We start from the raw sequence: 25,188 nt of genomic DNA, 5'->3' as shown, positions 1-25,188 counted from the left end.
GTTTGCCGCCGCCTTCCTTCAGATTCCACCTCGCGGTGGACACCCTTGGCTTGAGCTAATGGCTACTGCTACCTTCACCACTCCGGACTTCCACCGTATAGACAACGCCCATGCCGGGCGCACAAATAAAATAGAGCCCGGCCACATGGCCGGGCTTACCTAACCCAATCCCTAGAAACATCAATAATGAATCGGTCCTTAATGAATCGGTCCTTCGTTCGGATCAAAAGCTCTAATCAATGGGCTTACATTCCATCAATGAGACCCGTTCTTCCACCGCTTCATTCCATCAATGAGCCCTGCGTTCCACTGCTTCGTTCCACCACTTCGTTCCACCACTTCGGCCCCTCAATGAACCCTGCCTAGCGCTGCTTAATAAGCTCGTCGCTGCGCACGACTCATACGCTTGGAGCGCTTCATGGCTGGGTGTTCGAGCATCAGGCCTGTGCCAAGCACGACGCATTGCATCGGGTCTTCTGCTACGTGAACAGGGACCTGGAGTTCATGGATCATGAGTTTGTCCAACCCATCAACAAGCGCCCCACCGCCTGTAAGGACGATGCCCTTATCAAAGATGTCAGCGGCGAGTTCCGGCGGCGTTTTTTCCAGAACGGATTTCGTTGCAGCCACAATGGCATCAATCGGTTCCCGCAAGGCGTCGTGCATTTCGGTTGATTTGACGGTGATGGTCTTCGGCAGACCCGACATCATGTCGCGACCGCGTACGGTTGTTTCCGCGACACGGCTGTTCGGGCACACCGTGGCCAACGAGATCTTGAGTTCTTCTGCAGTTCGCTCACCGATGAGTAAGTTATACTCACGCTTAATATATTTGACAATGGCTGCATCGAGCTTGTCCCCCGCCATGCGGAGAGACGTGGAGGTCACGACATCTCCCAGTGACAACACTGCGATATCTGTCGTTCCTCCACCAATGTCGACCACCATGCTACCACTCGGTTCAAAGATATTGAGTCCGGCGCCCACCGCAGCGGCTTTAGGTTCCTCTACTAAATCCACATGTTTAATTCCGCAGGCTTCCGCTGCTTCACGGACAGCCTTTCGCTCAACGGACGTGATACCTGCCGGCACACAGATGAGCACATGCGGGCGAATAAAGACACTTTGACCAATCGTTTTTCGAATGAAGTGCCGCAACATAATTTCCGTAACTTCAAAGTCAGCAATGACCCCATCCCGCAGTGGGCGGATGGCTACAATATTTCCTGGAGTCCGCCCGAGCATTTGCCTGGCTTCCTCCCCAACAGCGACCACCTGTTTTGTGACCTGATCGATAGCTACAACCGATGGTTCGTTCAAGACCACACCTTGGCCACGAACGTGTACCAGGACGTTGGCAGTGCCCAAGTCTACTCCAATCTCCTTGGAAAACATTTACGGCGAGTCCTCCCCAACTGAGCGTGCAGATAAGCGTATCCAATGTGTCGGTGATTGTAGAGTCCGCCTGGACCATTGAACGCCATGTATGATCATACGTGATATGTTGCGTTGATGATTCAAGTCACACTGTTGCATTCATCCTGACTCATCTTGGCACACAAGCGATACATGCGATCGAAAGGCATACACGACATGCAGGTGCACATCTTAGGTACTTAGAGCGGACGCTGGCTACCCCATTCACGGAAGATACATCGGAATAGCTTAAGGTTTCTACAGACCGCTAGAAACTCCTGTCTTCCGCTCGAACTTTTTCGACGTATTTTTCACTGGCTCCGGCTCAGAGTCTTTGTTGTACTTGAGTTTGGTCGCTTCCCCCCCACGCAGATGTCGAATGGACTTATGGTATTCAAGGATCTCCTTGACGCGGTTCGCCAGGTCGGGATTGATCTCCGGCAGACGCTCCGTCAAGTCTTTATGGACCGTACTCTTTGAGACGCCGAACTCGTTTGCAATGGTCCGCACTGTATTTCTCGTTTCTACAATATACTCACCGATTTTCAGAGTACGCTCCTTGATATAGTCATGCACTCCCCTCGCCTCCCCAGGTTTTGCTCAGATGGTCTGTTACAGTATATGAGGGGGTGTACACCATATGCCTTGGTTTCGTCCTTGAGAGCTTGTCACGGCTTGTTTTGTCCCTTTATCTTTTGTTTTCTCTCATTTGCTTCGAGGGAAATAAAAAAAGTAGCCAACTTCGATAGAAGCGGCTACTCAATAAGTTTCGCGCGGTTTCTCACAGATTGCGCTGTTTTTCTAAGCTTGTCTGTCTAACGCTGAACTCGGGAAATGATAGACCTTACTGCTTCGGTAAAACGCTCGCCGGATCGACCGCGACACCATTCTTGTAGACAGCGAAGTAGAGATGGTTTCCTTGGGACAGTTCAAACTGTGAAGTACCGCTTGTCCCAAGCACTTGTCCCTGTTGGACTGTTTCGCCCACCTTCACCGACACACTGCCGAGAGACTCGTAACGGACTTGGTACCCGTTCGGACTCGTAACCTCGACAATGTTTCCGTACAGCGGGTTCGTGGTCTTACCCACGTCGACACTGGTCACCTTACCGCTGACCGCCGCCAGGACGTTAAACGTCTTCTTGTCGGCAGCTTGAATGTCGTAACCCTGGTGTGCATAGTAACCGTTGTCGTAGTGAACCAAGGCTGCTGCTTGCTGGGTTTGAGTGCCCTTGTCTGAGAAAAAGCCCAGCGTGACCTTCGGGCTTACGTTAGTTGCGACCGGCCACTGGAATGTTTCAGTGGCTGCTGTTGTGGTAGTCTGCCCAGTAGTGCCTGTTTCCACCGCGTTGCTTGTTACCGGACTGCTGCCAACCTGGCTCTTAACATACATGAGTCCGATGATCAGGGCTGCGGCTCCGAGATAGATTGCAGGATACACCCAGCGCTTTGAGAAGATCCGGCGCGAACCGGCGGCACCCCGAAGTCTTGGCTTGTGGGTTGCCTGTAACTGTTCTTTGTTCTGTTCTTGTGGATGTTTGTTTGCATCCATTTGGCGCTCACCTCATTAACGAAGTGTCGCCACATCTACAACGATTTATACCAACGTGAAACAGAAGAAATAGAAAACTTTCTGATAACGGAAGTCTGCCATTACTGTTGAAAACTTGTGAGCGGAAAACCTACGTCTGACATGATCCCTGTACCGGGATAAAATGTAGCCAGAATTTTTTGCCACGTTTCGCCGCGTGCCGCAAGAGCCGCAGCTTCGTGAAGGCTTAGACCGACATCTGCACCAATCCCGTACGTCTCCACGACCAGTTTGTCTCTCACCACTTTTAGTGTGAAGTCACTCGATGAGAGTCCAAGTTTCTGTTCAAATGTCGATCCGGTCCAACTCGCCCCCCGAGGCCCGGTAACCCCAACTACAAACCCATCTTTCAGCCGCTTCGTCACAGCAAACTGTGTTAATGCGGCGCCCTTCGCGGAAAACCCAAGGCGAGCAGAAAGCTCTGCTAGTGTATAAAACTTTACAGGCTGCTTGGCCGCACGCTTGTCATCCGGCGCAGGAACAGCCTGGAGATATGGGATCGACTTATGGAAGACCTCCTCAGCACTTCGCGTTACACCTGGAGACAAGGGAAATGAGAAAGCCAAAATCGGCAGGGACTTGTAGCTGACGATCAAACCGTCAGTAGCTAGAATCGCGGCCTGGTACTTTGCTCGCATCTCGTCTACCTGAGAACCCCATCGCGCATCTTGTGCGGCGGCTGTCTCCATCGGCAAATCGTATTGGCCAGAATCCGTTACGTCAGCTCCTGCAGCTTGTGCCGACTGCGCTTGCGACGTTGAGCCTGTCTTGGATGCAGACCCGGTGTGGGATGATGCAGCATTCTGTGACCCGGCCCCGGTTTGAGACGTCGATTGGGACGTAGAACCGGCCTGGGATGCCGAACTAGAGGGGGATCTAGATTGGCCCCCAGAGACGCCGTTCGAGGCTGGCGCACCCTGAGACGTTGACCCGGCCTGGGATGCAGAACCGGCTTGGGAAGTCGAGCCTGTCCTCGAAGTCGAACCAGCTTGGGAAGTTGAACCTGTCTTGGAAGCAGCAGATGTGGCACCGCTGACGTGACTGGCGTTGCTGGTGGTCAGAGTGGTAATGGCGGGTCGAGTGGCACCTGGAGCCACCATACCGGATCGTTTGGCGAGCATCGCCTGTACCGCGTAGGTCCGCGCGGCAACAGCTGCAGCCTCCAGTGCGGCTGGCGGAGCGTTTGGCGGAAGTTCAGCCGCGAGTACGTCAATCAGGTACTCGCCAAGCGGCATAGCCACCGTTTCTCCCGTGTGCACTCTGTACACATAGATGGTGGTCTGCTCGTCAGATGAGTTGAGCCAGGCTTGTACAGAATTTGGAGCTGGTTTGCCCCGGTGAAAGGCCAAAGCGACGCTGGCTGGCATCGCGATCATGCTGATGAAAGCCACTACCATAATCAAGGTCAGGACAAGTCGCCAATCGCTGTATCGGCGCCACCACCAACCAATGGGATTGGCCCGGAGCACATGGATAGCCCTTGCCACCGTTTGTTGAAACCTCGCAAAGATTGATTTAACCCCATTTGGATGTTGAATTCCGTGCAAACGGATCCCTCCCTATCGCGGTCCTGGTTAACTGGCTGTGTCGAGTCGTGCGTGTCGTTGATCGCAGGGGCATGTCCCGCACGTGTGGATGCATGATGGTTGCATGTCCCACGCATGCAGATGCACCGAGTGGCATGGCCCTCCTATGTGGTTGCATGTGGTGCCATGTCCAACCGATGTGGATGCATGTAGTGCCATGTCCCACGCGTGTGGATGCATGTGGTTGTCCAACCTGGCGGGGAGCGCACAGACGACTCCCTGTATACAGAGGTATGAGCGAAGTGGACAGGTTATGAGCACCGGCCTAGGAGTGGATAGGTACCCTGAAATTTCCTGTAGGAATATGGTATTTCCCGATGTGAATCGCGCAACCTGTGAGCGTCGGGATTGCGGAACATCAAAACGATGTGGGCAACCCGCATTTCATTTGGGTGTAGAGGAGGCGATTTGATGACAGTAGCAAGTCAGGTAAAACAGACCCTTGCCGGACTCAAGAGTGCACAAGCGAGCTTTGAGCAGTTTGCACTGCAGACACAGAATCAGCAGGCAAAGCAGTTGTACCAGGATGCAGCGTCACAAACAGAGACTATCGTAACGGCACTGGAATCCCGCGTTCAGCAGCTTGAACAGGAGGAACCGCAGTATAAAGGGTTCTAATGCGGGGTTTTGATTTAATAGGAACTCGCCAGATTTAGCGCTGAGGCAGCAATAGAGCAATAGAGCAATGCAGCAAGTAAGTTCAGATGAGGCAGTCGGAGGGCGGTCCGGATGGGATCGCTCTTCGGACTGCACTGTATGGTCCATTTTTGATTGCTTTTGTACCGTACTTCATACATTCCCCCATCATGGGTTCAAGCGGGTGAGAGCTTTTGATACATCTGTCGGATGAAGTCACTGTGCTGTTGCACAGCATCACCACATTTATCGGGATCGTCATTGTTGCACGGGTTCTGGCGCAAAACCTGATGGCGGTCATAGCGTTCGCGATTGCGTGTATGACGGGGATCACCGCTGTGGACATCGGAGTATCGTGGACGCACTGGTTTGTGTCCGTGGCAACGTGGATCGGTCTGACTCTGCTCGCACAGTGGGCAAGCCTCAAGTCACCGCAGTTTGCGACCTTGATCGGTAAGCAGCCCACCATTGTCGTTCAAGGTGGGAAAGTCCTTGAGGACAACTTGAAAAAAGCACAGACCCCCATGGCTCAGTTATTGTCCATGCTGCGGCAAAAGAATGCGTTTCAAGTTGCGGATGTGGAAATGGGGGTTCTGGAGCCGGACGGGCAACTGAGCGTGCTTTTGAAATCGGAAAGTCAGCCAGTGACACCGAAGCAATTAAATATCCCGGTGGAAAACACGTCGGGTCCGGTGGATGTCGTGATTGATGGTTTGGTTCAGGCACAAGCGTTAGCACAGCTTGGGGTCAGTCGGAGTTGGCTGGCAGGTGAACTGCGGAGACAAGGGATCAAACACATCCAGTCAATCGCTTTGGCACAGGTGGACGGAATGGGTTCGGTTCACGTGGACTTTTACGATGATACGATGACACCCCCACCGACCCGAAGCAATGCCCACCCAACAACCCTTGCCACACTGAAGCAAGCCCAGGCCAGCCTCGAAACATTTGCCCTTGAGACAGAAAATCCCGCTGCCAAGCAACTGTACACAACGTGTGCACAATCGTTGCAACGGGTGATCGCTCAAACCACGCCTCTCTTGGAAGGCCCGAAGTCGTAAACTGTGGTACGGCAGACTTTGTCGGATATCCCGAGCGCACGATTTCAACCGCCACAGAACCTGGCCTTGTGCGCCCCCTGTCGAGGGGCGGCACGGCAGGAGTCACTGGTCGGCTACATCCTGTGGAAGCGTGCCCGAGCAAACCGCTAAAGGGAGACCCATGAGGGCAGACCGACGAGCGCAGACCTCTACAGGCTACGAAAGAACCCGAACAGGCAGACCCGACAGGCAGACCGACAAGGGAGGTCGACGAGGGCAGACCTCTAAAGCAGCATGCAGACATCCCAGGCAAGACCGCTGAAGCGGATAAAAAAAAAAAAAAACAGACCGCTAGAGCGTCCCAGCTCTAAAGGCCTGCCAATTAACTGGCTAACTAACTAACAGACTTCAACTGCCTCCTCGATCCGGCGAATGTTCGCCCCGAGGGCCTGGAACTTACCGACGAGGTTGTCGTAACCCCTGTCGATGTGATGCAAGCCTCCGACGGTTGTGACACCGTCTGCGACCAATCCCGCAATCACAAGTGCCGCACCTGCCCGCAAGTCTGTGGAAGTCACCTCTGCACCAGAAAGCCGATGAATCCCTTCAATGATGGCGGTACGCCCTTCGATGTGAATCTCCGCACCCATGCGTTGCAGTTCTGCGACATGCATAAACCGATTTTCAAACACGGTCTCCGTAATCGTGCTCGTACCGACGGCTGTACAAAGAGCTGCTACCATCTGTGCCTGCATATCCGTTGGATAAGCGGGATGGTAGTGGGTCTTGACATCGAGCGCGCGCATCCGACCCGACTGAACGGGATACACACGGATGCCCCGCACGTCGTCCTCAATGATGGCGCCCGCCTCTTCCAACTTGGCGAGCAAGGAACTCAGGTGTTGAGACAGTGCATTCTCAACGTACACGCCGTTTCCGGCGATTGCACCTGCAATGAGGAATGTACCTGCTTCGATCCGATCCGGAATCACATTATGGTTCGCCCCGTGCATTGCGTCGACACCTTCGATACGGATGGTGTCTGTCCCCGCACCGCGAACGCGGGCGCCCATGGCGTTGAGGTAATTCGCGAGATCGACATTCTCAGGCTCTTTCGCTGCGTTCTCAATAATCGTCTGACCTTGTGCCAGACAAGCTGCCATCATGATGTTTTGTGTCGCACCGACACTTGGAATGTCTAAGTAAATGCGCGTACCGTGCAGGCCGCCCTTGGGTGCGCGGAAGTGCACGCAACCGTTCTCAATTCGCGCTTCTGCACCCATCGCCTCGAGTCCCTTGATGTGCAGATCGACGGGTCGGGGTCCGATATTGCAACCGCCAGGCAACGCGATCACCGCTTCACCCACGCGGGTCAACAACGGTCCCGCCACTACGAAAGACGCCCGCATCTGACGAACGAGATCGTGCGGTGGTTCGTATGAATTGACATGCGTTGCATCTATTCGGATGCTTCCCAGACCGTTTTGCACATCACAGCCGAGTGCCTCAATGGTTTGCAGCATATGTTCTACGTCAAGTAGTGAAGGGACATCATCAATGTAACTGGCTCCGTCGGAGGCCAGTAGGCTGGCGGCTAGGATGGGCAGCACTGCGTTCTTAGCGCCACCAATGCGGACTGTCCCGGAGATCCGGTGCCCGCCTTCAATCACGATCTTCGCCATTGCGTCAACTCCTGTACGCAACCGCTCAGTACTCCTCCATCGAAGCCTCGCCTCTCCGTATTAATACGTGACTGTAATAATAGGAGATCCTACGAGTACGTTCGTTCGGTGATGAACGGCATCATAATGTATTCCAATTTGTATGTTCATTTTCCGTCCATCTGTGAGGATGTACTGCGGCATCATTGCAGAATAGCCGGAAATGCTGGTATACAGCGATGTACTTACACCTTCTACCCGTGCTGCATGAACGGATGCAAAGGCCTCGCTAATCAGCGATTCTGCTTGCCCGCCACTCATTCTAGCACCCTGCGATCCGATGATACAAGCACTAATTTCCGGCGCCACACCCTCAGAATCAAGGATGTTGCGGATTGTGGACAAGTCTTGTTCGAATTGCTTCAAGTTACTTCCTTTACTTCTCGCCCAAATCACCAACAGTGTTTCCTTTTGCCCATTTCCGAAGTTAAATGTGCTCGCTGTAACTGTTATTTGGGTAGAGTCGGGCCACGTTCCATATACTTCGGAAGTATTCTGGTCGGAATGACCGTTGCTAGCAGTTTGCGTCGTACCAGTGTCCTGATGTGTTAGAAACTTCGCGTTCTGAACACCTAATTCCTGCCCAATTTTGTCGACAAATGAGGTGATTTGTTGAAGCGACTCGAAGTTGTTATTGACTTGGGACCAGTTGTTTACGACGTATCCGTTCACTTGACTCCCCGTGGCTCGAAATGCCGTTTCAAGGAATTGGGCCTCAGTTTTGGGATTCGCAGCGTTCAGATTGATGTTTCCAGCTTGTCCCGAACCGCCACTGCTGGACTGCGTACTGCTGGCTGGCGTACTTCCGTTTTGAGTACTGCTGGCTGCCGAAGTACTAGTTTGAGGTCTGCCGACCCCAGGGGTGGAGCTTGTTGCAGACACTGTCCGTGCGCTGTTGGTCTGTGGATCGAATGAAATCAAAGATCTCGTTGCTGCAGCCATCCGGTGACTTGACATGCCAGTCTGATTCAAACCGTTCCCTACAGTTGCAGTCGATACCATGTGGTAACCCGCCAAGGCCATGACCCCACACGCCGCCGTCACCAACAGTGTTCGCCTTTTCATGTTTACTCCTCCCCTACCGCTCGGTGGTCTATACATTGAAGTGTTTACCTGCGGTTGGGGTTTTATACTATATCGGCGAACAGCTTTACTAGATTTAATAGACCGAATGATGACCATCTGGGTAGACCCGGTTCTTCTCTCTACATCAGACCCCTTTAATGGTTGGAATGAATCACATAATTGGCGAAATGAGTCACGTAATACACAGAATGAGTCACGGTATACAGACGGGTCTGAACAAGAAATGTTACGGGTGTCGCTTCATGAGCCCCACCAGTCCCAAATTACATAGGGCCCGCAGCAGCGCATTCCGACCCACGGCGGGCCTGGGTGGCAGCACCTCCCGACAACGGTTAACGACCAGAGTTAACTCGCGATTGGACCGACAGCACGTCATGGCGGGCACTGAGTTGAGCCGACAGCACACTGAATATATTCTGGAACGAGTTGCAGAATTACACGTTTAAAGTTTAGGTATATGGAATCCACACACGGAGGCGTTGATTACGGTCATTCTAGGGGGTAGCCATCTTAGTTCACTGTGGATAAGTGTCTAAGGAAATGTGGGAAACCCGAACTTAATTGTGGAGTATACCGCTAATTTTGTGGATATGCACAGATTTTCTGTGGACATGTTACATGTTTCTGTGGATAACTCCATTTTTGTCCACAGAGGCCGAGTTTTGAATGCAATGGTTTGGCGCATGATGACATGGGACTAGACGAAGAGGGTTCGTTCGAGTGATTCATCGGATCAAAGAGGATCAAAGAGGATCAAAGAGGATCAAAGAGGATCAAAGAGGATGGTTTCTTGGAACGAAGAGAATGATTCTGGGGCTAAAGATGGTGATTTATTTGGATCGGGGGGGTTATTTATTGGATTGAAGTTGGCCGTTTCCGGGGTCGAAGAGAACGATTTCTGGGATCAAAGATGGTGCTGAAGATAATAACAATGATGATGTGGAAGGCAGGTCAGGGGCCTGCCAACTTTGAACGGATCGACGGATGAAATGGGGGACTAGTTACTCCTGAAACCGGGCCAGATGCGATCAACTGGTCGACGAGTCTTAGAACAAGATGCGCAGGGCCTGTCCCGCGACGAGGTAGGCGATAGCAATCAGGCCAACCATAAAGCCTCCGGCCATGGACATGAGAAAGCGAAGGATGCGGGCCTGTACGCCCATCGGATCGAACACAAATTTGTCCCACTTTAAGATTCCCAAGGCTCTCCACGAATAATAGGTGCCTACAAGGAATGCGATAATAAAAATAAACCCGTCGGCGGCGACCATGACCGTGTATTGTGTATTCGCCGCACCTGTTGTACCGATACCCATCGAAAGTCTACCCCCGTGTCTTTGCTTGCGACTTAAGCGCAATAACACCTGCTCAGTCACAGCTGGTCGATGCACGTACGCTGCAACTGGGTCGAACTGGTCGCAACTGTCCGCAACTTGACGCAACTTGACGCTGCGGCTCACACCACATGTGGTGATTACGTCCCGTGCTTCAACTTGTCGCTGCGGGTCGTGGTTCAACTCGTCACGGTGGAGCATCACTCCATCTCTTCCAGCCAACCCGGTCTGATGTCAACTTAGCTTCTATTCTACCGCACTTCCGGGGCGCGGTGCCCTATCGAGGCACTATGGAAGTTGGGGATCTTTAGTCGGGGACACCCTACTAATTGTGTTTGCGGCCTCGGTTTAGTCGGTGACAGCGACTTAGCTGCGTCTCCGACGGCGTCTGGGGCACTGCTTAGTCGGTCACAGCCTACTAATGGGACATCCTCGGCAGACCTTAGTCGGTGTCAGCCTACTAATTGTCTCTGCGGCCTCGGTTTAGTCGGTGTCAGCGACTTAGCTGCGTCTCCGACGGCGTCTGGGGCCTCGCTTAGTCGGTCACAGCCTACTAACGGGGCATCCTTGGCAGACCTTAGTCGGTGTCAGCCTACTAATTGTCTCTGCGGCCTCGGTTTAGTCGGTGACACCGACTTAGAACCGTGTCTCGAGGCGTCTGAGGCCCTGCTTAGTCGGTCACAGCCTACTAACGGGGCATCCTTGGCAGACCTTAGTCGGTGTCAGCCTACTAATTGTCTCTGCGGCCTCGGTTTAGTCGGTGACACCGACTTAGACCCGTGTCCGAAGGCGTCTGGGGCCCTGCTTAGTCGGCGACACCGACTTAGCTGCGTGTCAACTTGTATGAAAGGGTACCAACCACCACAAGGCTGCGCCCCATATGAATTACCCACGACGAAATAGGGCCCCGCCAAGAGCGGGGCCCTACCTTCTAATGTCATTTTCAGTTGAATCGGTGCTCGGTCTACATGGTAGAGGCCTTGGCTTCATACCCTGATGTGCCACGTGTGGCCGGCGTGAACCCTGGTCGGCTCGCTAGACCCGTGCCGTCTCGCCGTTCTTGCGGCTTTTGCGTTCAGGCCCAGCACACCGGGCTCATCTGCCACTCATCTGCCACTCATCTGCCACTTATCGAACACTTATCGAACACTTATCGACCGCTTATCGACCGCCTATCGGCCACTTATCACCCGTAAATCCACGGCAGGCCTGCGAGCGGGTGCAGGAGCAATGCAGGAACGATACCGAGTGCCAGCGTGCCAATCACACAAACCGCAACAAGGGTGTGCATAATCGGGCTTGCAGACAAGGCGGTCACTTCCGCGACCGGCTCCTTCTGGTACACCTTTCGCAGCCAGCCGATGTAGTAGTAGAACGACACGACGCTGGTCGCAAAGAGGATGACGCCAAGCCAGATGGTGCTAAAGTGCATGGTGTCGACGAAGATGTAGAACTTCCCAAGGAAGCCTGCCGTCAGCGGCATGCCGGCGAGCGACAGAACAAAGATGGTCAGTGCGACAGCCAGCCATGGAGACCGCTGATAAAGTCCAATCAGCGCATCTGAATCGAGTGATCCCTTGTCACGCTCGAGCAGATAGACGATAGCAAACGCGCCGACCGTCATGAACGTGTAAGCGAACAGGTAGAACGAGATGCTGTCGAACAGCCCGGCCCAATCCGCCGACTGTGCGATGCCGAACATCGCGAACGGGACGAGGATGTAGCCTGCCTGCGCCACGCTGGAGAACGCGAGCAGCCGCTTCATGTTCCGCTGCGGCAAGGCGATGAAGTTACCGACAATCATCGTGATGGCGGCAATGATACCTGCCCAGTAGAACAGGTGCGCGCCCGGTGCGTTGAAGATGAAGACCAACATCCGCAGCAACATCCCAAATGACGCCGCCTTCGAAAGCGTAGCCAAGAAGGAGGTGATGGGAGTTGGTGCGCCGGCGTAAGCGTCCGGTGTCCACATGTGGAACGGAACCAGCGAGAGCTTAAAGCCCATGCCAATCAGCATCATCAAGAAGCCGATCACGGTAATGGCCGGGTACGTAGAGAACATCTGCAGACCGGCACCGCTAAGATTCATCAGATTCGTCGTACCTGAGATGCCGTAGATGAACGACATCCCGTAGAGCAGGACGGCTGAGCCGAGTGCGCCCATCAGCATGTACTTGATGCCGCCCTCAACGCTGCGAATCGAATGCGTCCGGACTGCAACCAGGACATAACTCGCCACCGACAAAAGTTCGAGACCCACGTAGAGGGTGACGAGATCGATGGAGGAAGCCATGGTCAGTGCGCCGACGACAGCAAACAGAATGAGGTACGTGTGCTCCGCCGGGACATCACTCTTGGCACTGAAGTCGAGCGTAAAGAGCAAGACCAAGAGAGCCGAGATGAGAATCAGGACCGAGAAGACGGAGGCGAACGGATCGACCCCGATAGTATTCAGCGCAAAAGTCGGCTTTGCGTTGAAGTGGATAATAGCCACAACGAGAGCCGCGACAACGCCGAGCATTGACAGCACTGTCAGCCAGCGTCTGTCCCCCTTGCGGAAGATAAACTCGAGAATCATCACGACGAAGCCTGTTGCGGCCACGACAATCATCGGCCCCATGGTCATCCAATACGGCTGATGCAGCATATCCAGAGGAGTTGTCATGGCCTTAACCCCCTATCCCCAACAAACCTTGTACGGACAACCCAAACAGGTGCCCGATGAGGTTCGGGTAAATACCAATCAACAGCACGAATGCGGTCAAAAGGATGGTTGGCAGATACTCCCTTGCGGTTGCATCTGACAGACCTTCTGCAAGCTTCGCAGTCGGGCCGAAGGTGGTTTTTTGAATCGCGTACAGGAGGTACACAGCGGACAAAATGAGGCCGCCGAGCCCAACGAACGAGGCCGCTGGATACGCTGTAAAACCACCGATAAACGCCTGAATCTCACTGATAAACCCGCTGGTCAGCGGAAGTCCAAGTGAGCCGAGTGCCGCAACAAGGAGGAACCCGGAAATCATCGGCATGGCTTTTGACAAGCCGCCGAGGTCTTTCAGTTGAACAGTATTCGTACGGTCTTCGATGGCGCCCGTCAAGAAGAAGAGCAGTGCCGTCAAAAGGCCGGAAGAAACGATCATGAACATCGCACCCTGAAGGCCGGCAGCGGAGAATGAAGCGATGCCGAGGAGCACCAGGCCCATGTGGCTGATCCCGCCGAAGGCAATCAGACGACGCCAGTCTTTCTGCGCCCACGCTGCAAATGCACCATAGAGGATGTTGATGACACCGAAGACCGCGATCAGCATGCCGTAGTGTTGGATCTGCGCAGGCAACATACCGACACCGAAGCGAAGCAGAACGTATGCACCAGTCTTGGTCAGGAGTCCGCCAATCACCATGTTGGTTGGGGTATCCGCGTATTCGTGCGTCGTCGGCAACCAGGTGTGGAAGGGGACGAATGCCTCTTCGATAAACACACCGAGCAACAGAACGAGGAGTAATGCACCTGCGACTCCTGCCGGAAGAATGCCGCTCGACAGATGATGCGCTTCATTCAGCATCGTCGGAATCGAGAAGCTGAGGTTTCCCGATATACCGGAGTGCGAGTAAGCACCTGTAAGTCCGTAGGCGATGCCAACCAGTGCCACCAACATCGCGACCGTGGCGAAACCGCGGTAGATGAGGAACTTGATGGCTGCCTTCGGGCTGCCTGGGCGGCCAAACAGTTGAATCAAGAAGAAGCTGCCAAACAACGTCACTTCGAGAGCGACCAGGAAGGTGAACAGATCGAGTGCGGCAAACACGCCAAGCAGACCCGCTGTTACCATCGAGAGCCAGAAGTAATACAGCCGCGGCCGATCGATATCGCGCTTTGCACCCGCCATCGCGAGTACCGAGATAAACGCGGTCATGGCAGCCAAAGGAAGCGAGAGTCCATCGACCCCGAAGGAGAGGCCGACCGAGAGGTCCGTCCCATGCCACATCGCAGGGAGTGTAAACCAGTGGATCTTGCCGATAAACTCAAACCCTGTACTCCCACTTGGGAACGACAGCCACATCACAATGGCGAGAACGAGGGATACGAGTGTCCCGACAATCGCCAGGCCCCGTGATGCTGCACCACCCATCTTTGGCAGAACGAGCAACAGTACTGCTGCAATCAGAGGGGCAGCCACTAACCAAAAGGACAGGCTCATGTTACAACACCCCCCCGACTGTGAACACCGCAATGGCGATGAAAATCAGCACGCCAAACGCCGCAATCGCGCTGTACGTCTGAACTTGACCGTCTTGCGTGTACTTGAGCATGGTTCCAAACACAGATCCGATCCACGAAAGCAGACTGACAATGCCGTCGATGATATAGCGATCGACGAAATCAACGATAGCTGCAATCACCTTACCGCCGCCAACAATGACGAAGGTGTAGATCTCGTCAAAGAAGAACTTCCGGAACGAGATGATATAAGGAATGCTGAGCGCCTTAGACAGCTTCTCGCCGCCAAAGGCTGGCCGCCAGTACATAAGGGCTGCAAGCAGAATGCCAAGCAAGCCGACAGCGACACTGAAAGCCATCAACCCGACGTTTTCCTTTACCACCACGCCCGCTGTGCCGCTGGCAAAGTCAGCGAACAGGTAGCGCTCGAGACCGTAGTGGTTGACTGGACTGTTGAAGAAACCAGCGATGGTCGCGAACACGGCCAGAACCACAAGCGGCAGTTTCATGACCCAGGAGCCTTCGTGTGCATGCTCGTACTTTTCTTCCACGCGCGGCTTGCCTGTAAAGGTCAAGAAGAAGACGCGGAAGATGTAGAACGCGGTACAGAAGGCTGCAATCAGACCGAACCAATAGAGTACCGGATGGCCGCTTTGCAGGGTCGCTGACAGGATGTCATCCTTCGACCAGAATCCGGCGAACGGAACGATACCGGCCAAAGCCAAGGCACCAGCCAGGAAGGTGTACGTGGTGACTGGCATCTTCTTTCGAAGACCACCCATCTCGAACAGGTCCTGTGTGTCCACAGCGTGAATGACAGAACCGGCAGCCAAGAAGAGGAGCGCCTTGAAGAAGGCGTGTGTCATCAGGTGGAAGATACCGTACGCATACGCGCCGACACCGAGTGCCATCATCATGTAGCCGAGCTGCGACATCGTCGAATAGGCGATGACGCGTTTAATATCCCGTTGCGTGAGCGCAATCAGGGAAGCCATCAACGCGGTGATCGCGCCGATCCAAGCGACCGTCGTGGTAGCACCCGTGCTTGCTTGGAACAACGGGAAGGTACGAGCCACTAAGTAAACACCTGCTGCGACCATCGTTGCCGCGTGGATAAGGGCTGACACAGGGGTCGGACCTTCCATGGCGTCCGGCAACCAGACGTGCAGCGGGAACTGAGCCGATTTACCAACCGCACCCGCGAAGATGAGCAGAGCCGTCAAGGTGATGACGCCGTTGTTCGACAACCAGCCAATGTGCAGGGTGCCGTGGGCCACCGCCGAGAAGATGGTTGAGTAATCAAAACTGCCGGTTGCCAGGAACAACAGGACGATGCCTGCAAACATTCCTGTGTCACCGATACGGGTAACAATAAATGACTTCTTCGCTGCCAGTGCAGCTTCCGGCTTAAAGTACCAGAATCCGACGAGCAGGTACGAGCACAAACCGACCATCTCCCAGAAGATGTACAACTGCAGGAGGTTCAGTGAGATGACAAGAGCGAGCATTGAAAACACGAACAAATTCAGGTACTGGTAGAAGACCGGGAAGCGGTCATCCTTGTGCATGTAACCCTTGGAGAACAAGAACACCAAGGTGCTGACCAGTGTCACGACGACCAACATCAAGGCATTTAAATGGGTGACTTGGAATCCAACGTCGAATACGCGGTTTCCAACGGTCAACCAATGAAACACGTAGGTGTTGTTCCCATGCGGGTTGTTTCCAACAGCCTGGAAGATGAAGAGGCTGAGGACGAAGGACACGGCTGTCAGGATGACGGACACCCCGGCGACCAGGCCTTCAGCAGCCTTTCTTCCCAGCACCAGCAGGAAAACGTACGCGACGAGCGGCAGAAAAGGAACCAGCCAGGCGTACTGTACCATAAACTCCCTCCTCGCATTGCGGCTTGACGACGGGTGTCCTTGCACCCGCATCCGACTCGTTGATGTAAGCTGACCTGATTTTGGCTAACCACGGCTAGTGGAGCAATTTGTACCCCCTGCCGCTTGCCACAGTGGTTACACGCGCGGCCCTTTGCCGCTTGCGTATTGGCATCGCCCAGCCACCGTTTGCGCGGTGATGCCGGAGAGCCGTCGCCGTCGTTACCACTTGTGGATGTTCAGGTCCTTCACTTCGCTTGTTTTACGCAGTCGGAAAAGGGCAAGCAGCAAAGCCAGTCCAACCGCAATTTCAGCAGCGGCCACTGTCATGGTAAACAGTGAAAACACTTGTCCGCTCAGGCTCGGTGCAACACCGAGACGGGAGAAGGTCACCAAGTTGATGTTCGCTGCGTTTAGCATCAACTCAATGGATACAAGCACGATAATCAGGTTGCGCTTTGTGAGCGCTCCAAACAATCCGATACAGAACAACAGTGCTCCTAATGCAAGTAGCGATCCGGTCGGCACCGGAAACGGGGCTGCACCCATCTCACTCGTCCTCCTTTCGCTCTTTGGCGAGGATGACGGCTCCAACCAACGCCACAATCAGCAGGATGGAGACCAGTTCAAACGGAATCGCGTAACCCTTGAACATGACCAAACCAATCGCCATCGGATTGCTGTTCCCGCCATCAAGCGCAGTTTGCGAAGTGGTGGCAGTGGGCCAGGCGGTTGAGCGGATCGCCAAGAGTAAGACCACAGCCAGCAAGACCGAACCGATGGCAGCTGCGATGTTCTTCGGCGACCACTTGAAACCAGGTTCCGTCGCTTCGTGGTTCGTCAGCATGATGGCAAACATGATAAGAATCGTGATGGCGCCGGCGTAGATGAGAATCTGCGCGACACCGACGAAATCGGCTCCGAGCAAGAAGTAAAGCGCTGAGGCACCGATAAATACGCCGCCAATCGTCAGAGCCATGTAGATGACTTTGCGGACTGAGAGCATGATGACACCGCAGCAGAGAGTCAAGAGCGCGATGATGTAAAACGCGATGACGGGCCAACTCCAGACAAAGTTCACTCGGCGTCACCTGCTTTCTCCGACTCGACATTGCCTTCTGCATCCTTCACAAAGCGCTCCGGATGGTTTCGCTCATACGCGAGCTCGTTCTCATACAACCAGTGCATATCAAGGTACAGATTGTCACGCGAGTAGGTCGCGAGTTCAAACGTGTCAGACATCAAAATCGACTCTGTCGGACAAACGTCGGTGCAAAGAGAACACAAAATGCAGATATCAAAGTTGATGTCGTAGGTGTCAATGCGCATCTTCTTATCCGGCCCGCGGGTACCTGACAGCGAGATACAGTCCGTTGGGCAAACACGTGCACACTGGTTACAAACAATGCACAAGTCTGGAATGAAACGATGCACGCCGCGGAAACGTTCGGGCCACACCGGTTTTTGCTCCGGATACATCAAGGTCACTTTTTTCTTTGGCAGTTGGCGCAGCGTGACACCCAAGCCTTTCATGAATCCAAACATGGTCTCACCTCATTCGCTCGCTTTCGCACGCTTACAGCACCGCCTTAAGTACTGCTGTGATGACGAGGTTGAACAGCGCCAACGGGAGCAGCACCTTCCAAGCAAACGGCATTACCTTATCAACACGCATACGGGGCATGGTAGCCTGGACCCAGAACTGGAACGTGATATAAATGAGAGCCTTGATTGCAAACCAGAGCCAGCCTGGAAGCCAAGGTCCGCTCCAACCACCGAGGAACAAGGTGGCGAACAGTCCTGCCATCGCAAACAGGTACACATACTCGGTCAGCATGAAGAACGCGAAACGGAAACCAGAGTACTCGGTGTGATAACCTGCAACAAGCTCTGACTCAGCTTCCGGCAAGTCGAACGGCGTTCGGTTCAGCTCACCTGTCGATGCAATCAGGAAGACGATACAGCCGAGAACCTGCGGAATGATGTACCAGACGCTGTGCTGCTGTCCGGCAATGATGTCGTTGAGGTTGATGGATCCCGCCATCAGAACCACCCCGACGATGGACATCCCAAGCGGAATCTCGAAACTCAGCATCTGAGCTGCAGACCGCATACTGCCGATCAGCGCGTACTTGTTGTTTGATGCCCAGCCGCCAATCATAACACCGTGAATCGTGATGGCAGACAGAGCCAGGTAGAACAGTGCGCCAACCGCGATGTTTGCCGTGAACACGTGCGTCCGTGAAAACGGGATAACGGACAACGCCATGAATGATGGAACAAAGGCGATGATTGGTGCAATCATGAACAAGACTCGGTCGACCTTGTTCGGGATGATGTCCTCTTTGATTAACAGCTTAAATACGTCAGCTGCTGTCTGCAGGAGTCCAAACGGTCCGACTCGGTTCGGCCCGATGCGAAGCTGGATCCAGCCGATAAACTTCCGTTGCCAGTAAATGGAATACATGACAACAACCAGTGTCAAAAGCAGAATCACAACGGTCCCAATCAGCATCCCGAGAAACGAGAGCCAAGAGACGGGGTGTGTTGCCCAGTTCCACATTAGGCATCCACCTCCCCCAGTACGATATCAATGGCGCCGAGGATCGCGATGACGTTTGCCATGTTCTGCCCCTTCAGGAGTTCAGGAAGCATCTGCAGGTTCACAAAAGACGGCTTGCGAATTTTCATTCGATACGGCTTGTCTTTTCCGTCACTGACGATGTAAAATCCAAGTTCACCCTTCGCGCCTTCAATACCGGTGTAGTACTCACCTGCAGGCACGCGAACGAACTTCGGAACCTTCCCGATAAACGGCCCGTCAGGAATGTCATCGAGCGCCTGCTCAATGATCCGCACGGACTGCTCCATCTCTTGCATATGAAGATAGTAGCGGTCAAAGCAGTCGCCGTTTTGGCCGACCGGGATCTCAAAGTCAAACTTGTCATAAATACTGTATGGTTTCGTCTTTCGGAGATCCCATTTAAATCCGGTGCTGCGCAGGTTGATACCGCTCATGCCGTAGGCAAGAGCTTGTTCAGTCGTATAAACACCGAGCCCTCTCACGCGGTTGAGGAAGATCTCGTTGCCTGTGATGAGGTCCTGGCAGAGCTTCAGGTCAGCGCGCAGTTGTGGAACGAGATCGCGCACCTTTTGCAACCAGCCGTTTGGCGCATCGAAACGCAGACCGCCAATCCGCATGAAGTTGTACGTGAGTCTTGCACCGCTGATCTCGTTGAACAACTCGACGATCCGTTCACGCGAGATGAACACGTAGAGGAACGGGCTCATTGCACCGAGATCGAGCAGATAAGCGCCGATAAAGAGCATGTGCGATGCGATCCGTTGCATCTCCATGATGATGACCCGCAGGTATTCCGCATGTTCCGGAATCTCCATCTCCATGGCTTCCTCGACGGTATGGCAGAGCGCGTAGTTGTTGAGCATTGCGGCGAGGTAGTCCAGGCGATCGGTATAAGGAATGATCTGCGTGTACTGCAGGTCTTCAGCAATTTTCTCCGTCCCGCGGTGCAGATAACCAATGACCGGTTCAGCTTCGACAACGGTTTCACCGTCGAGCTTCACAACCAGCCGGAACACCCCGTGAGTACTCGGATGCTGAGGACCCACGTTCAAGATCATTTCTTCTGTACGCAGTTGCGTTTTGCCATCACTCAGCGACATCGGGATCCTCCTCCCCTTCCCACGGCGTATAGTCCTTGCGCAGCGGGTGCCCTTTGAAGCCTTCCCACATCATGATGCGACGAAGGTCAGGGTGGTTGGTAAATGTCACGCCGAGAAGGTCGTAGATCTCACGCTCTTCCCAGTTCACGCCGGGGTGAACGCTGACGAGTGAAGGAACGGATGCGTTCTCTCGGTCTGTGCGAGTCTTGAGCAATACAGAATGGCCGAGTTCAGTCGACTGAACAAAGGCCACGATCTCGATGTAGTCTTTGTAATCCGTACCAGCCATCATTTCGATATAATTGAACTTCCATGATTCATGATCCTTGAGCATGGCGAAGACATCGTGCCAACGGTCCTTACGGACGCGAACCATCGATTTGAACTGCGCTGCGCCGGTCTCTTCAACAACTTCTTGGCCGAAGCTGGCAGAGATGGTGGCAGCAATCTGATCGGCGAGCTCTTTGGCAGCAATCGTCCGCGGATTCGGCGGCGGCGCCTCTTTCTTTGGCGGCGCTTTCTTTGCCGGAGCTGCGGGTTTGGCCTCTCCGTCTGCGGCCGCGGGTTTCGCGGCGGCTGCCGGCTTGGCGGCTCCCTCAGGCTTCACCTTCGGCTTGGCGGCGGCATCACCAGCAGCAGCGGGCGCTGCATCAGCAGCTGAGGCTGGGTCCGCGGCGGCCGAGGCTGGAGCAGGCTTGCTGGCACCAGCGGCGGGTTTCTCGTCGGCGGCAGTAGGCGCTTCCGTCGGGGCTGCTGGCTTTTCGGCAGCTACGGCAGGCTGTTCAGCCGGGGCTGCTGGCTTTTCGGATGCAGGTTCCGCAGGGGCAGGTTGACTGTCTGCGCCGCTCGGCTCAGTCGTCGGCTGAGAATCTGGTTGCTGCGAGCGTTCCTCGTCACTCATGCCTGCACCTTCTTCCCGCGGGCCTCAATGCGAATTTTCTCCTGAAGCATGTTCAGTCCGTAAATAAGCGCCGGAGGAGATGGCGGGCATCCGGGAACGTAAACGTCAACTGGAACGATCTGGTCGACACCCTTCACCACTGAATAGCTATTTACGTACGGGCCACCAGCTGTAGCACATACGCCCATGGATACGACCCACTTCGGATCGGCCATCTGATCATACAGACGACGAAGCAAGGGAGCCATTTTCTTTGTCACAGTACCGGCGACGATCATGACATCAGAATGGCGCGGAGATGCACGAAAAATAATTCCAAAACGGTCTAGATCATTATGTGCCGCACCAGTTCCCATCATCTCGATCGCGCAGCATGCGAGACCAAAAGTCATTGGCCACAAGCTGTTGCTTCGCGCCCAGCCTTTGATGACCTCTAACGAGTTCACGATAACACCGCGGCTGAGGATCGCGTTTTCTTCGGGCGTAAAGCCTTCATACTGGATAACCGGCAGGTTTCGTGATGCTGCCGTCAGGTCCATTCGAGCACCTTCTTTCTCCAGGCGTATGCCAGCCCGATGACGAGTAGGACGATAAAGATGAGCATCTCAGTCAGGGCAAACATCCCCAACTTTTTGAATGCTACTGCCCACGGATACAGAAACAGGGTTTCTACGTCAAACACTACGAACATCAACGCAAATAAGTAGTAGCGTGCGTTGTAGCGGACGTGTGCATCCCCCACGGGTTCGAGCCCGCTTTCGTAGGTAGAGCCCTTTGCTTCAGAGGGTTTATTTGGTCTCAAAATTGGACCAATTACCCAGATTGAAGCGACTGGTAAAAAAATGCCCAGAACCACGTACAAGACAATCAGGAAATACGGATTCCAGTAATGGAACATGGCGTTCCCCCCTGGTGAACTGGACTAAAATCGGCCGTCAGACAAGATGATCGGCCATAGTGAACCGTCCATAAGTATAACAAACCGATTTTTGGGTGTAAAACACCACGAGGATGCCATAAACGTAGTCCGAATGAGCTATATTCGACATAAATCGCCCGTTTTGAGCGTTCTTGGCTTGACACGGACTGCGAACATTCGCGCAATCGAGAGAACCCTGTCAATTTCCACGGTTTCGATCCGTCAGTCCGCCCCACGAATGGAAGGAATTACATTTGGTTGGCAGGCCGAAACGGCCTGCCTTCCACTCTGAAATGAAGTCGCCGACCGGGAAGGTGGAAGGGTTGAAAGATGGAAGGACGAAGTTGAAAGATGCAAGGTCGAAGGTGGAAGGTGGAAGGACGAAGTTGAAAGATGCAAGGTGAAAGCTGGAGATAGGCCAGCGAGAGATGCTAAGGGAAGTTTTGTGCGCTAGGGCTGTCTGTGCAATATCCGCGGAGTCGATAGGGGAATAATTGTTCGTTGACGGGGTAGATTCACCCGATATTGAGGCCGATTGGCGGCAAAAAGGAAGATTTGTACGCTGTCACGCCAGATTACGCTGAAAACGGGTGCATAAGGGAAACTTTTGGCTCTAATGTGGAACCTATCAAGGCGCTGAGGTGCATCCACGAGCATCACCCTGCTCGCTAGCGGAACTGAGTTCCGCTACACGTCCGTGGGCCCCAGAGTCGGCCGCTTAATCGGCTGCTTAAAGGGAACTGAGTTCAACTCTGGCCGCTCGGGCGGAGCCCCACAAGCCCCACAACACACAAAAAAGTGGCGGACTAGAGCGAGATCGTCAGAACTCGTCTAATCGCCACTTAACCGCCACTTCATCGTGAACGTTCGATATGCTCCCGCGCGAGCATCCGAAACGATAAACCGCGAAGCTGACGCGTTGCAACTCAAATCACAAACATCAACTGAACTCACAAACACCAACTGGCCTCACAAACACCAACTGAGCAACAAATTACCGATTGGTGACCCGTGTGCCAGGTTGATGCGCTCTCTGTGCCGTTTCGATCCGGTTCAGAGCGCGCTGCAATGCCATCTCGGCCCGAGCAACATCGATACTGTCGCGCTGGTTCAGACGCTGTTCAGCGCGTGTCTTGGCGCGTTCGGCGCGCTCGAGATCGATCTGTGAAGCCAACTCAGCTGCGTCGGCAAGAATAGTGATCTTGTCCGGCAACACCTGCAGAAACCCGCCAGTCGTGTGGATGAAGTCCTCCCCATCCGGGAATCTCACCTGGATGACGCCAGGTTTCACGGTGGCTGCGAGCGCCGTATGCCTTGGCAGAATGCCAAGTTCCCCGCCGCCAGTGCGGATGATAATCATGTTGACGTCCTCTGAGAGAAGCATTCTCTCCGGAGTCACAACTTCCAATAAGGTCGTACTCAAGCCGTTCTCACCTCCGGCATGACGCGTGATTGGGGTGAGATCAGAGCGGTAGGTTCCCCAAACGAGAGAGCAGCCATGTCAGCACTTCCAGCCTGCATGTTAATACCACACAGCCTACATACCGGCACCAGCACCACACAGTCTCCATGTCGGCACCAGCACCACACAGCCTGCATGTTAATACCACACAGCCTACATGCCGGCACCAGCACTTCACAGCCTCCATGCCAGCACCAGCACCACACAGCCTGCATGCCAGCACCACATGGCCTCTCGCGGGTCACCCCGCCATCACCGATCTGCACACTCCACAGACATCAGACAGCGACGCCGTCTTTCTTGGCAGCCTCAACAACTTCTTCGATGGCACCCTTGTAACGGAAATAGGTTTCCGGAATATCGTCGTACTTACCTTCAAGGATTTCCTTGAAGCTGCGAACGGTATCCTTAACCGTAACGTACTTACCTGGGATACCCGTGAACTGCTCAGCAACAAAGTTCGGCTGCGAGAGGAAGTTCTGGATTCGGCGGGCACGAGCAACGACAAGTTTGTCATCGTCACTGAGCTCATCCATACCCAGGATGGCGATGATGTCCTGCAGTTCCTTGTAGCGCTGCAGGATACCCTGAACGCCGCGAGCAACGTTGTAGTGCTCCTCGCCGACGATGTCCGGAGACAGGGCGCGGGAGGTGGAAGCCAGCGGATCGACAGCGGGATAGAGACCCATGTCAGAAATGCGGCGATCCAGGTTGGTTGTGGAGTCCAAGTGCGCGAACGTGTTCGCCGGGGCTGGGTCGGTGTAGTCGTCAGCAGGCACGTAGATGGCCTGAATGGATGTGACCGATCCGTCGACGGTTGACGCGATCCGCTCTTGCAACTGGCCCATTTCTGTCGCCAGGGTTGGTTGGTAACCGACGGCGGACGGCATACGTCCAAGCAGAGCGGAAACCTCTGAACCAGCCTGGGTGAAACGGAAGATGTTATCGACGAAGAACAACACGTCACGGTGTTCGACATCGCGGAAGTACTCAGCAATGGTGAGTCCGGACAGAGCAACGCGCAGACGTGCGCCTGGCGGCTCGTTCATCTGACCGAAGACCATGGAGGTCTTGTCCAGAACGCCGGAATCCTTCATTTCGTGGTACAGATCGTTACCTTCACGAGTACGTTCACCAACACCCGCGAACACGGAGAAACCACCGTGCTCCTTCGCGATGTTGTGAATGAGCTCCTGAATCAAAACGGTCTTGCCAACGCCAGCACCGCCGAAGAGACCAATCTTACCACCCTTGATGTAAGGGGCGAGAAGGTCGATAACCTTGATACCGGTCTCGAACACTTCAACCTTGGTGCTCAACTGTGTGAAGTCTGGTGCTTTGCGGTGGATAGACCAGCGTTCGTCGGTTCCTGCAGGTCCCTGTTCGTCGATCGTTTCACCAAGGACGTTGAAGATACGTCCCAGGGTTGCCTGACCAACGGGCATCGAAATGGTGGTACCGGTGTCCACAGCATCTGTGCCGCGGACAAGTCCGTCCGTTGAGGACATGGCGACTGTGCGAACGACGTTGTCGCCAAGGTGCAAAGCGACCTCGAGGGTCAGGTGAATCGCAACTTCGCCCTCACTGTCGATGCGCAGCGCGTTATTGATAGCCGGCAGGTGGCCCTCCGGAAACCGGACGTCGACGACCGGTCCCATGACTGCCACGACTGTTCCCTTGTTCACTGCATACCCTCCTTCTAGTGTTGCA

22 protein-coding genes are annotated in these 25,188 nt (G+C 54.2%); 2 read left to right on the top strand and 20 right to left on the bottom strand.

The features are described from left to right. Positions 1-372: 372 nt before the first annotated feature. The 4 genes from mreB to AN477_RS16050 form a co-directional block, all read right to left on the bottom strand. Positions 373-1,395 (bottom strand): rod shape-determining protein, encoded by a 1,023-nt coding sequence (gene mreB, locus AN477_RS16065; protein ID WP_054970172.1) that lies wholly within the window; start codon positions 1,393-1,395, stop codon positions 373-375. Between the two features lie 279 nt (positions 1,396-1,674). Continuing rightward, positions 1,675-1,992: a sporulation transcriptional regulator SpoIIID gene (gene spoIIID / locus AN477_RS16060; RefSeq protein WP_054970171.1), complete on the bottom strand. Its 318-nt coding sequence runs from the start codon at positions 1,990-1,992 to the stop codon at positions 1,675-1,677. A 268-nt stretch (positions 1,993-2,260) separates the two neighbouring features. Continuing rightward, positions 2,261-2,968, bottom strand: coding sequence for a M23 family metallopeptidase (locus AN477_RS16055; RefSeq protein ID WP_054970170.1), 708 nt, complete (start codon positions 2,966-2,968; stop codon positions 2,261-2,263). A gap of 101 nt (positions 2,969-3,069) precedes the next feature. Continuing rightward, the gene (locus AN477_RS16050; RefSeq protein ID WP_054970169.1) at positions 3,070-4,554 is read right to left on the bottom strand and encodes a SpoIID/LytB domain-containing protein; all 1,485 of its coding nucleotides are present in this window, start codon (positions 4,552-4,554) and stop codon (positions 3,070-3,072) included. 450 nt (positions 4,555-5,004) lie between these two features. Here AN477_RS16050 and AN477_RS16045 point away from each other — a divergent pair, with 450 nt between their 5' ends. Both AN477_RS16045 and AN477_RS16040 read left to right on the top strand, forming a co-directional pair. Next, positions 5,005-5,211, top strand: a complete 207-nt coding sequence (locus AN477_RS16045; protein WP_054970168.1) for a DUF1657 domain-containing protein — start codon at positions 5,005-5,007, stop codon at positions 5,209-5,211. 212 nt (positions 5,212-5,423) lie between these two features. Further along, positions 5,424-6,290: a DUF421 domain-containing protein gene (locus tag AN477_RS16040; protein WP_054970167.1), complete on the top strand. Its 867-nt coding sequence runs from the start codon at positions 5,424-5,426 to the stop codon at positions 6,288-6,290. A 377-nt stretch (positions 6,291-6,667) separates the two neighbouring features. Here AN477_RS16040 and murA read toward each other — a convergent pair whose 3' ends face one another. From murA to atpD, 16 genes are all read right to left on the bottom strand, one after another. Then, complete coding sequence (murA, locus tag AN477_RS16035) at positions 6,668-7,951, bottom strand: UDP-N-acetylglucosamine 1-carboxyvinyltransferase (protein ID WP_054970166.1); 1,284 nt, start codon at positions 7,949-7,951, stop codon at positions 6,668-6,670. A gap of 60 nt (positions 7,952-8,011) precedes the next feature. Continuing rightward, positions 8,012-9,055: a YwmB family TATA-box binding protein gene (locus AN477_RS16030; RefSeq protein WP_054970165.1), complete on the bottom strand. Its 1,044-nt coding sequence runs from the start codon at positions 9,053-9,055 to the stop codon at positions 8,012-8,014. A gap of 1,067 nt (positions 9,056-10,122) precedes the next feature. Then, entirely contained in the window at positions 10,123-10,614 is a 492-nt protein-coding gene (locus AN477_RS16025; protein ID WP_169787911.1) for a DUF1146 domain-containing protein, read from the bottom strand. A 982-nt stretch (positions 10,615-11,596) separates the two neighbouring features. Next, positions 11,597-13,075: an NADH-quinone oxidoreductase subunit N gene (locus AN477_RS16020; protein WP_054970163.1), complete on the bottom strand. Its 1,479-nt coding sequence runs from the start codon at positions 13,073-13,075 to the stop codon at positions 11,597-11,599. A 4-nt stretch (positions 13,076-13,079) separates the two neighbouring features. Next, entirely contained in the window at positions 13,080-14,609 is a 1,530-nt protein-coding gene (locus AN477_RS16015) for a complex I subunit 4 family protein (RefSeq protein WP_054970162.1), read from the bottom strand. Between the two features lies 1 nt (position 14,610). Continuing rightward, complete coding sequence (nuoL, locus tag AN477_RS16010; protein ID WP_054970161.1) at positions 14,611-16,515, bottom strand: NADH-quinone oxidoreductase subunit L; 1,905 nt, start codon at positions 16,513-16,515, stop codon at positions 14,611-14,613. A 219-nt stretch (positions 16,516-16,734) separates the two neighbouring features. Continuing rightward, on the bottom strand, positions 16,735-17,061 hold the full coding sequence (nuoK, locus tag AN477_RS16005) for an NADH-quinone oxidoreductase subunit NuoK (RefSeq protein WP_054970160.1): 327 nt from the start codon (positions 17,059-17,061) through the stop codon (positions 16,735-16,737). A gap of 1 nt (position 17,062) precedes the next feature. Next, on the bottom strand, positions 17,063-17,593 hold the full coding sequence (locus AN477_RS16000; protein ID WP_054970159.1) for an NADH-quinone oxidoreductase subunit J: 531 nt from the start codon (positions 17,591-17,593) through the stop codon (positions 17,063-17,065). Next, positions 17,590-18,057, bottom strand: a complete 468-nt coding sequence (locus tag AN477_RS15995) for a NuoI/complex I 23 kDa subunit family protein (protein WP_054970158.1) — start codon at positions 18,055-18,057, stop codon at positions 17,590-17,592. Before AN477_RS15995 ends, AN477_RS16000 begins: the two co-directional genes overlap by 4 nt. 31 nt (positions 18,058-18,088) lie before the next feature. Beyond that, positions 18,089-19,075: an NADH-quinone oxidoreductase subunit NuoH gene (nuoH, locus tag AN477_RS15990; protein ID WP_054970157.1), complete on the bottom strand. Its 987-nt coding sequence runs from the start codon at positions 19,073-19,075 to the stop codon at positions 18,089-18,091. Continuing rightward, entirely contained in the window at positions 19,075-20,196 is a 1,122-nt protein-coding gene (locus AN477_RS15985) for an NADH-quinone oxidoreductase subunit D (RefSeq protein WP_054970156.1), read from the bottom strand. The genes nuoH and AN477_RS15985 overlap by 1 nt, the downstream gene beginning before the upstream one ends. Beyond that, a complete protein-coding gene (locus AN477_RS15980; protein ID WP_054970155.1) occupies positions 20,183-21,097 on the bottom strand; it encodes an NADH-quinone oxidoreductase subunit C in 915 nt (304 codons plus the stop codon). Before AN477_RS15980 ends, AN477_RS15985 begins: the two co-directional genes overlap by 14 nt. Then, on the bottom strand, positions 21,094-21,636 hold the full coding sequence (locus AN477_RS15975) for a NuoB/complex I 20 kDa subunit family protein (protein ID WP_054970154.1): 543 nt from the start codon (positions 21,634-21,636) through the stop codon (positions 21,094-21,096). Before AN477_RS15975 ends, AN477_RS15980 begins: the two co-directional genes overlap by 4 nt. Beyond that, positions 21,627-21,995 carry an NADH-quinone oxidoreductase subunit A gene (locus AN477_RS15970; protein ID WP_054970153.1) on the bottom strand — a complete coding sequence of 123 codons (369 nt, stop codon included), beginning with the start codon at positions 21,993-21,995 and terminating at the stop codon, positions 21,627-21,629. The genes AN477_RS15975 and AN477_RS15970 overlap by 10 nt, the downstream gene beginning before the upstream one ends. A gap of 1,015 nt (positions 21,996-23,010) precedes the next feature. After that, a complete protein-coding gene (gene atpC, locus AN477_RS15965) occupies positions 23,011-23,439 on the bottom strand; it encodes an ATP synthase F1 subunit epsilon (protein ID WP_054970152.1) in 429 nt (142 codons plus the stop codon). 317 nt (positions 23,440-23,756) lie between these two features. Further along, the gene (atpD, locus tag AN477_RS15960; RefSeq protein ID WP_054970151.1) at positions 23,757-25,163 is read right to left on the bottom strand and encodes a F0F1 ATP synthase subunit beta; all 1,407 of its coding nucleotides are present in this window, start codon (positions 25,161-25,163) and stop codon (positions 23,757-23,759) included. Positions 25,164-25,188 lie beyond the last annotated feature (25 nt).

It is taken from the genome of Paenalicyclobacillus ferrooxydans (assembly GCF_001399675.1).
Taxonomy (GTDB): Bacteria; Bacillota; Bacilli; order Alicyclobacillales; family Alicyclobacillaceae; genus Alicyclobacillus_B; species Alicyclobacillus_B ferrooxydans.
The sequence above is the reverse complement of the archived record's forward strand: the minus strand, read 5'-3'. Positions and strand labels throughout refer to the sequence as shown.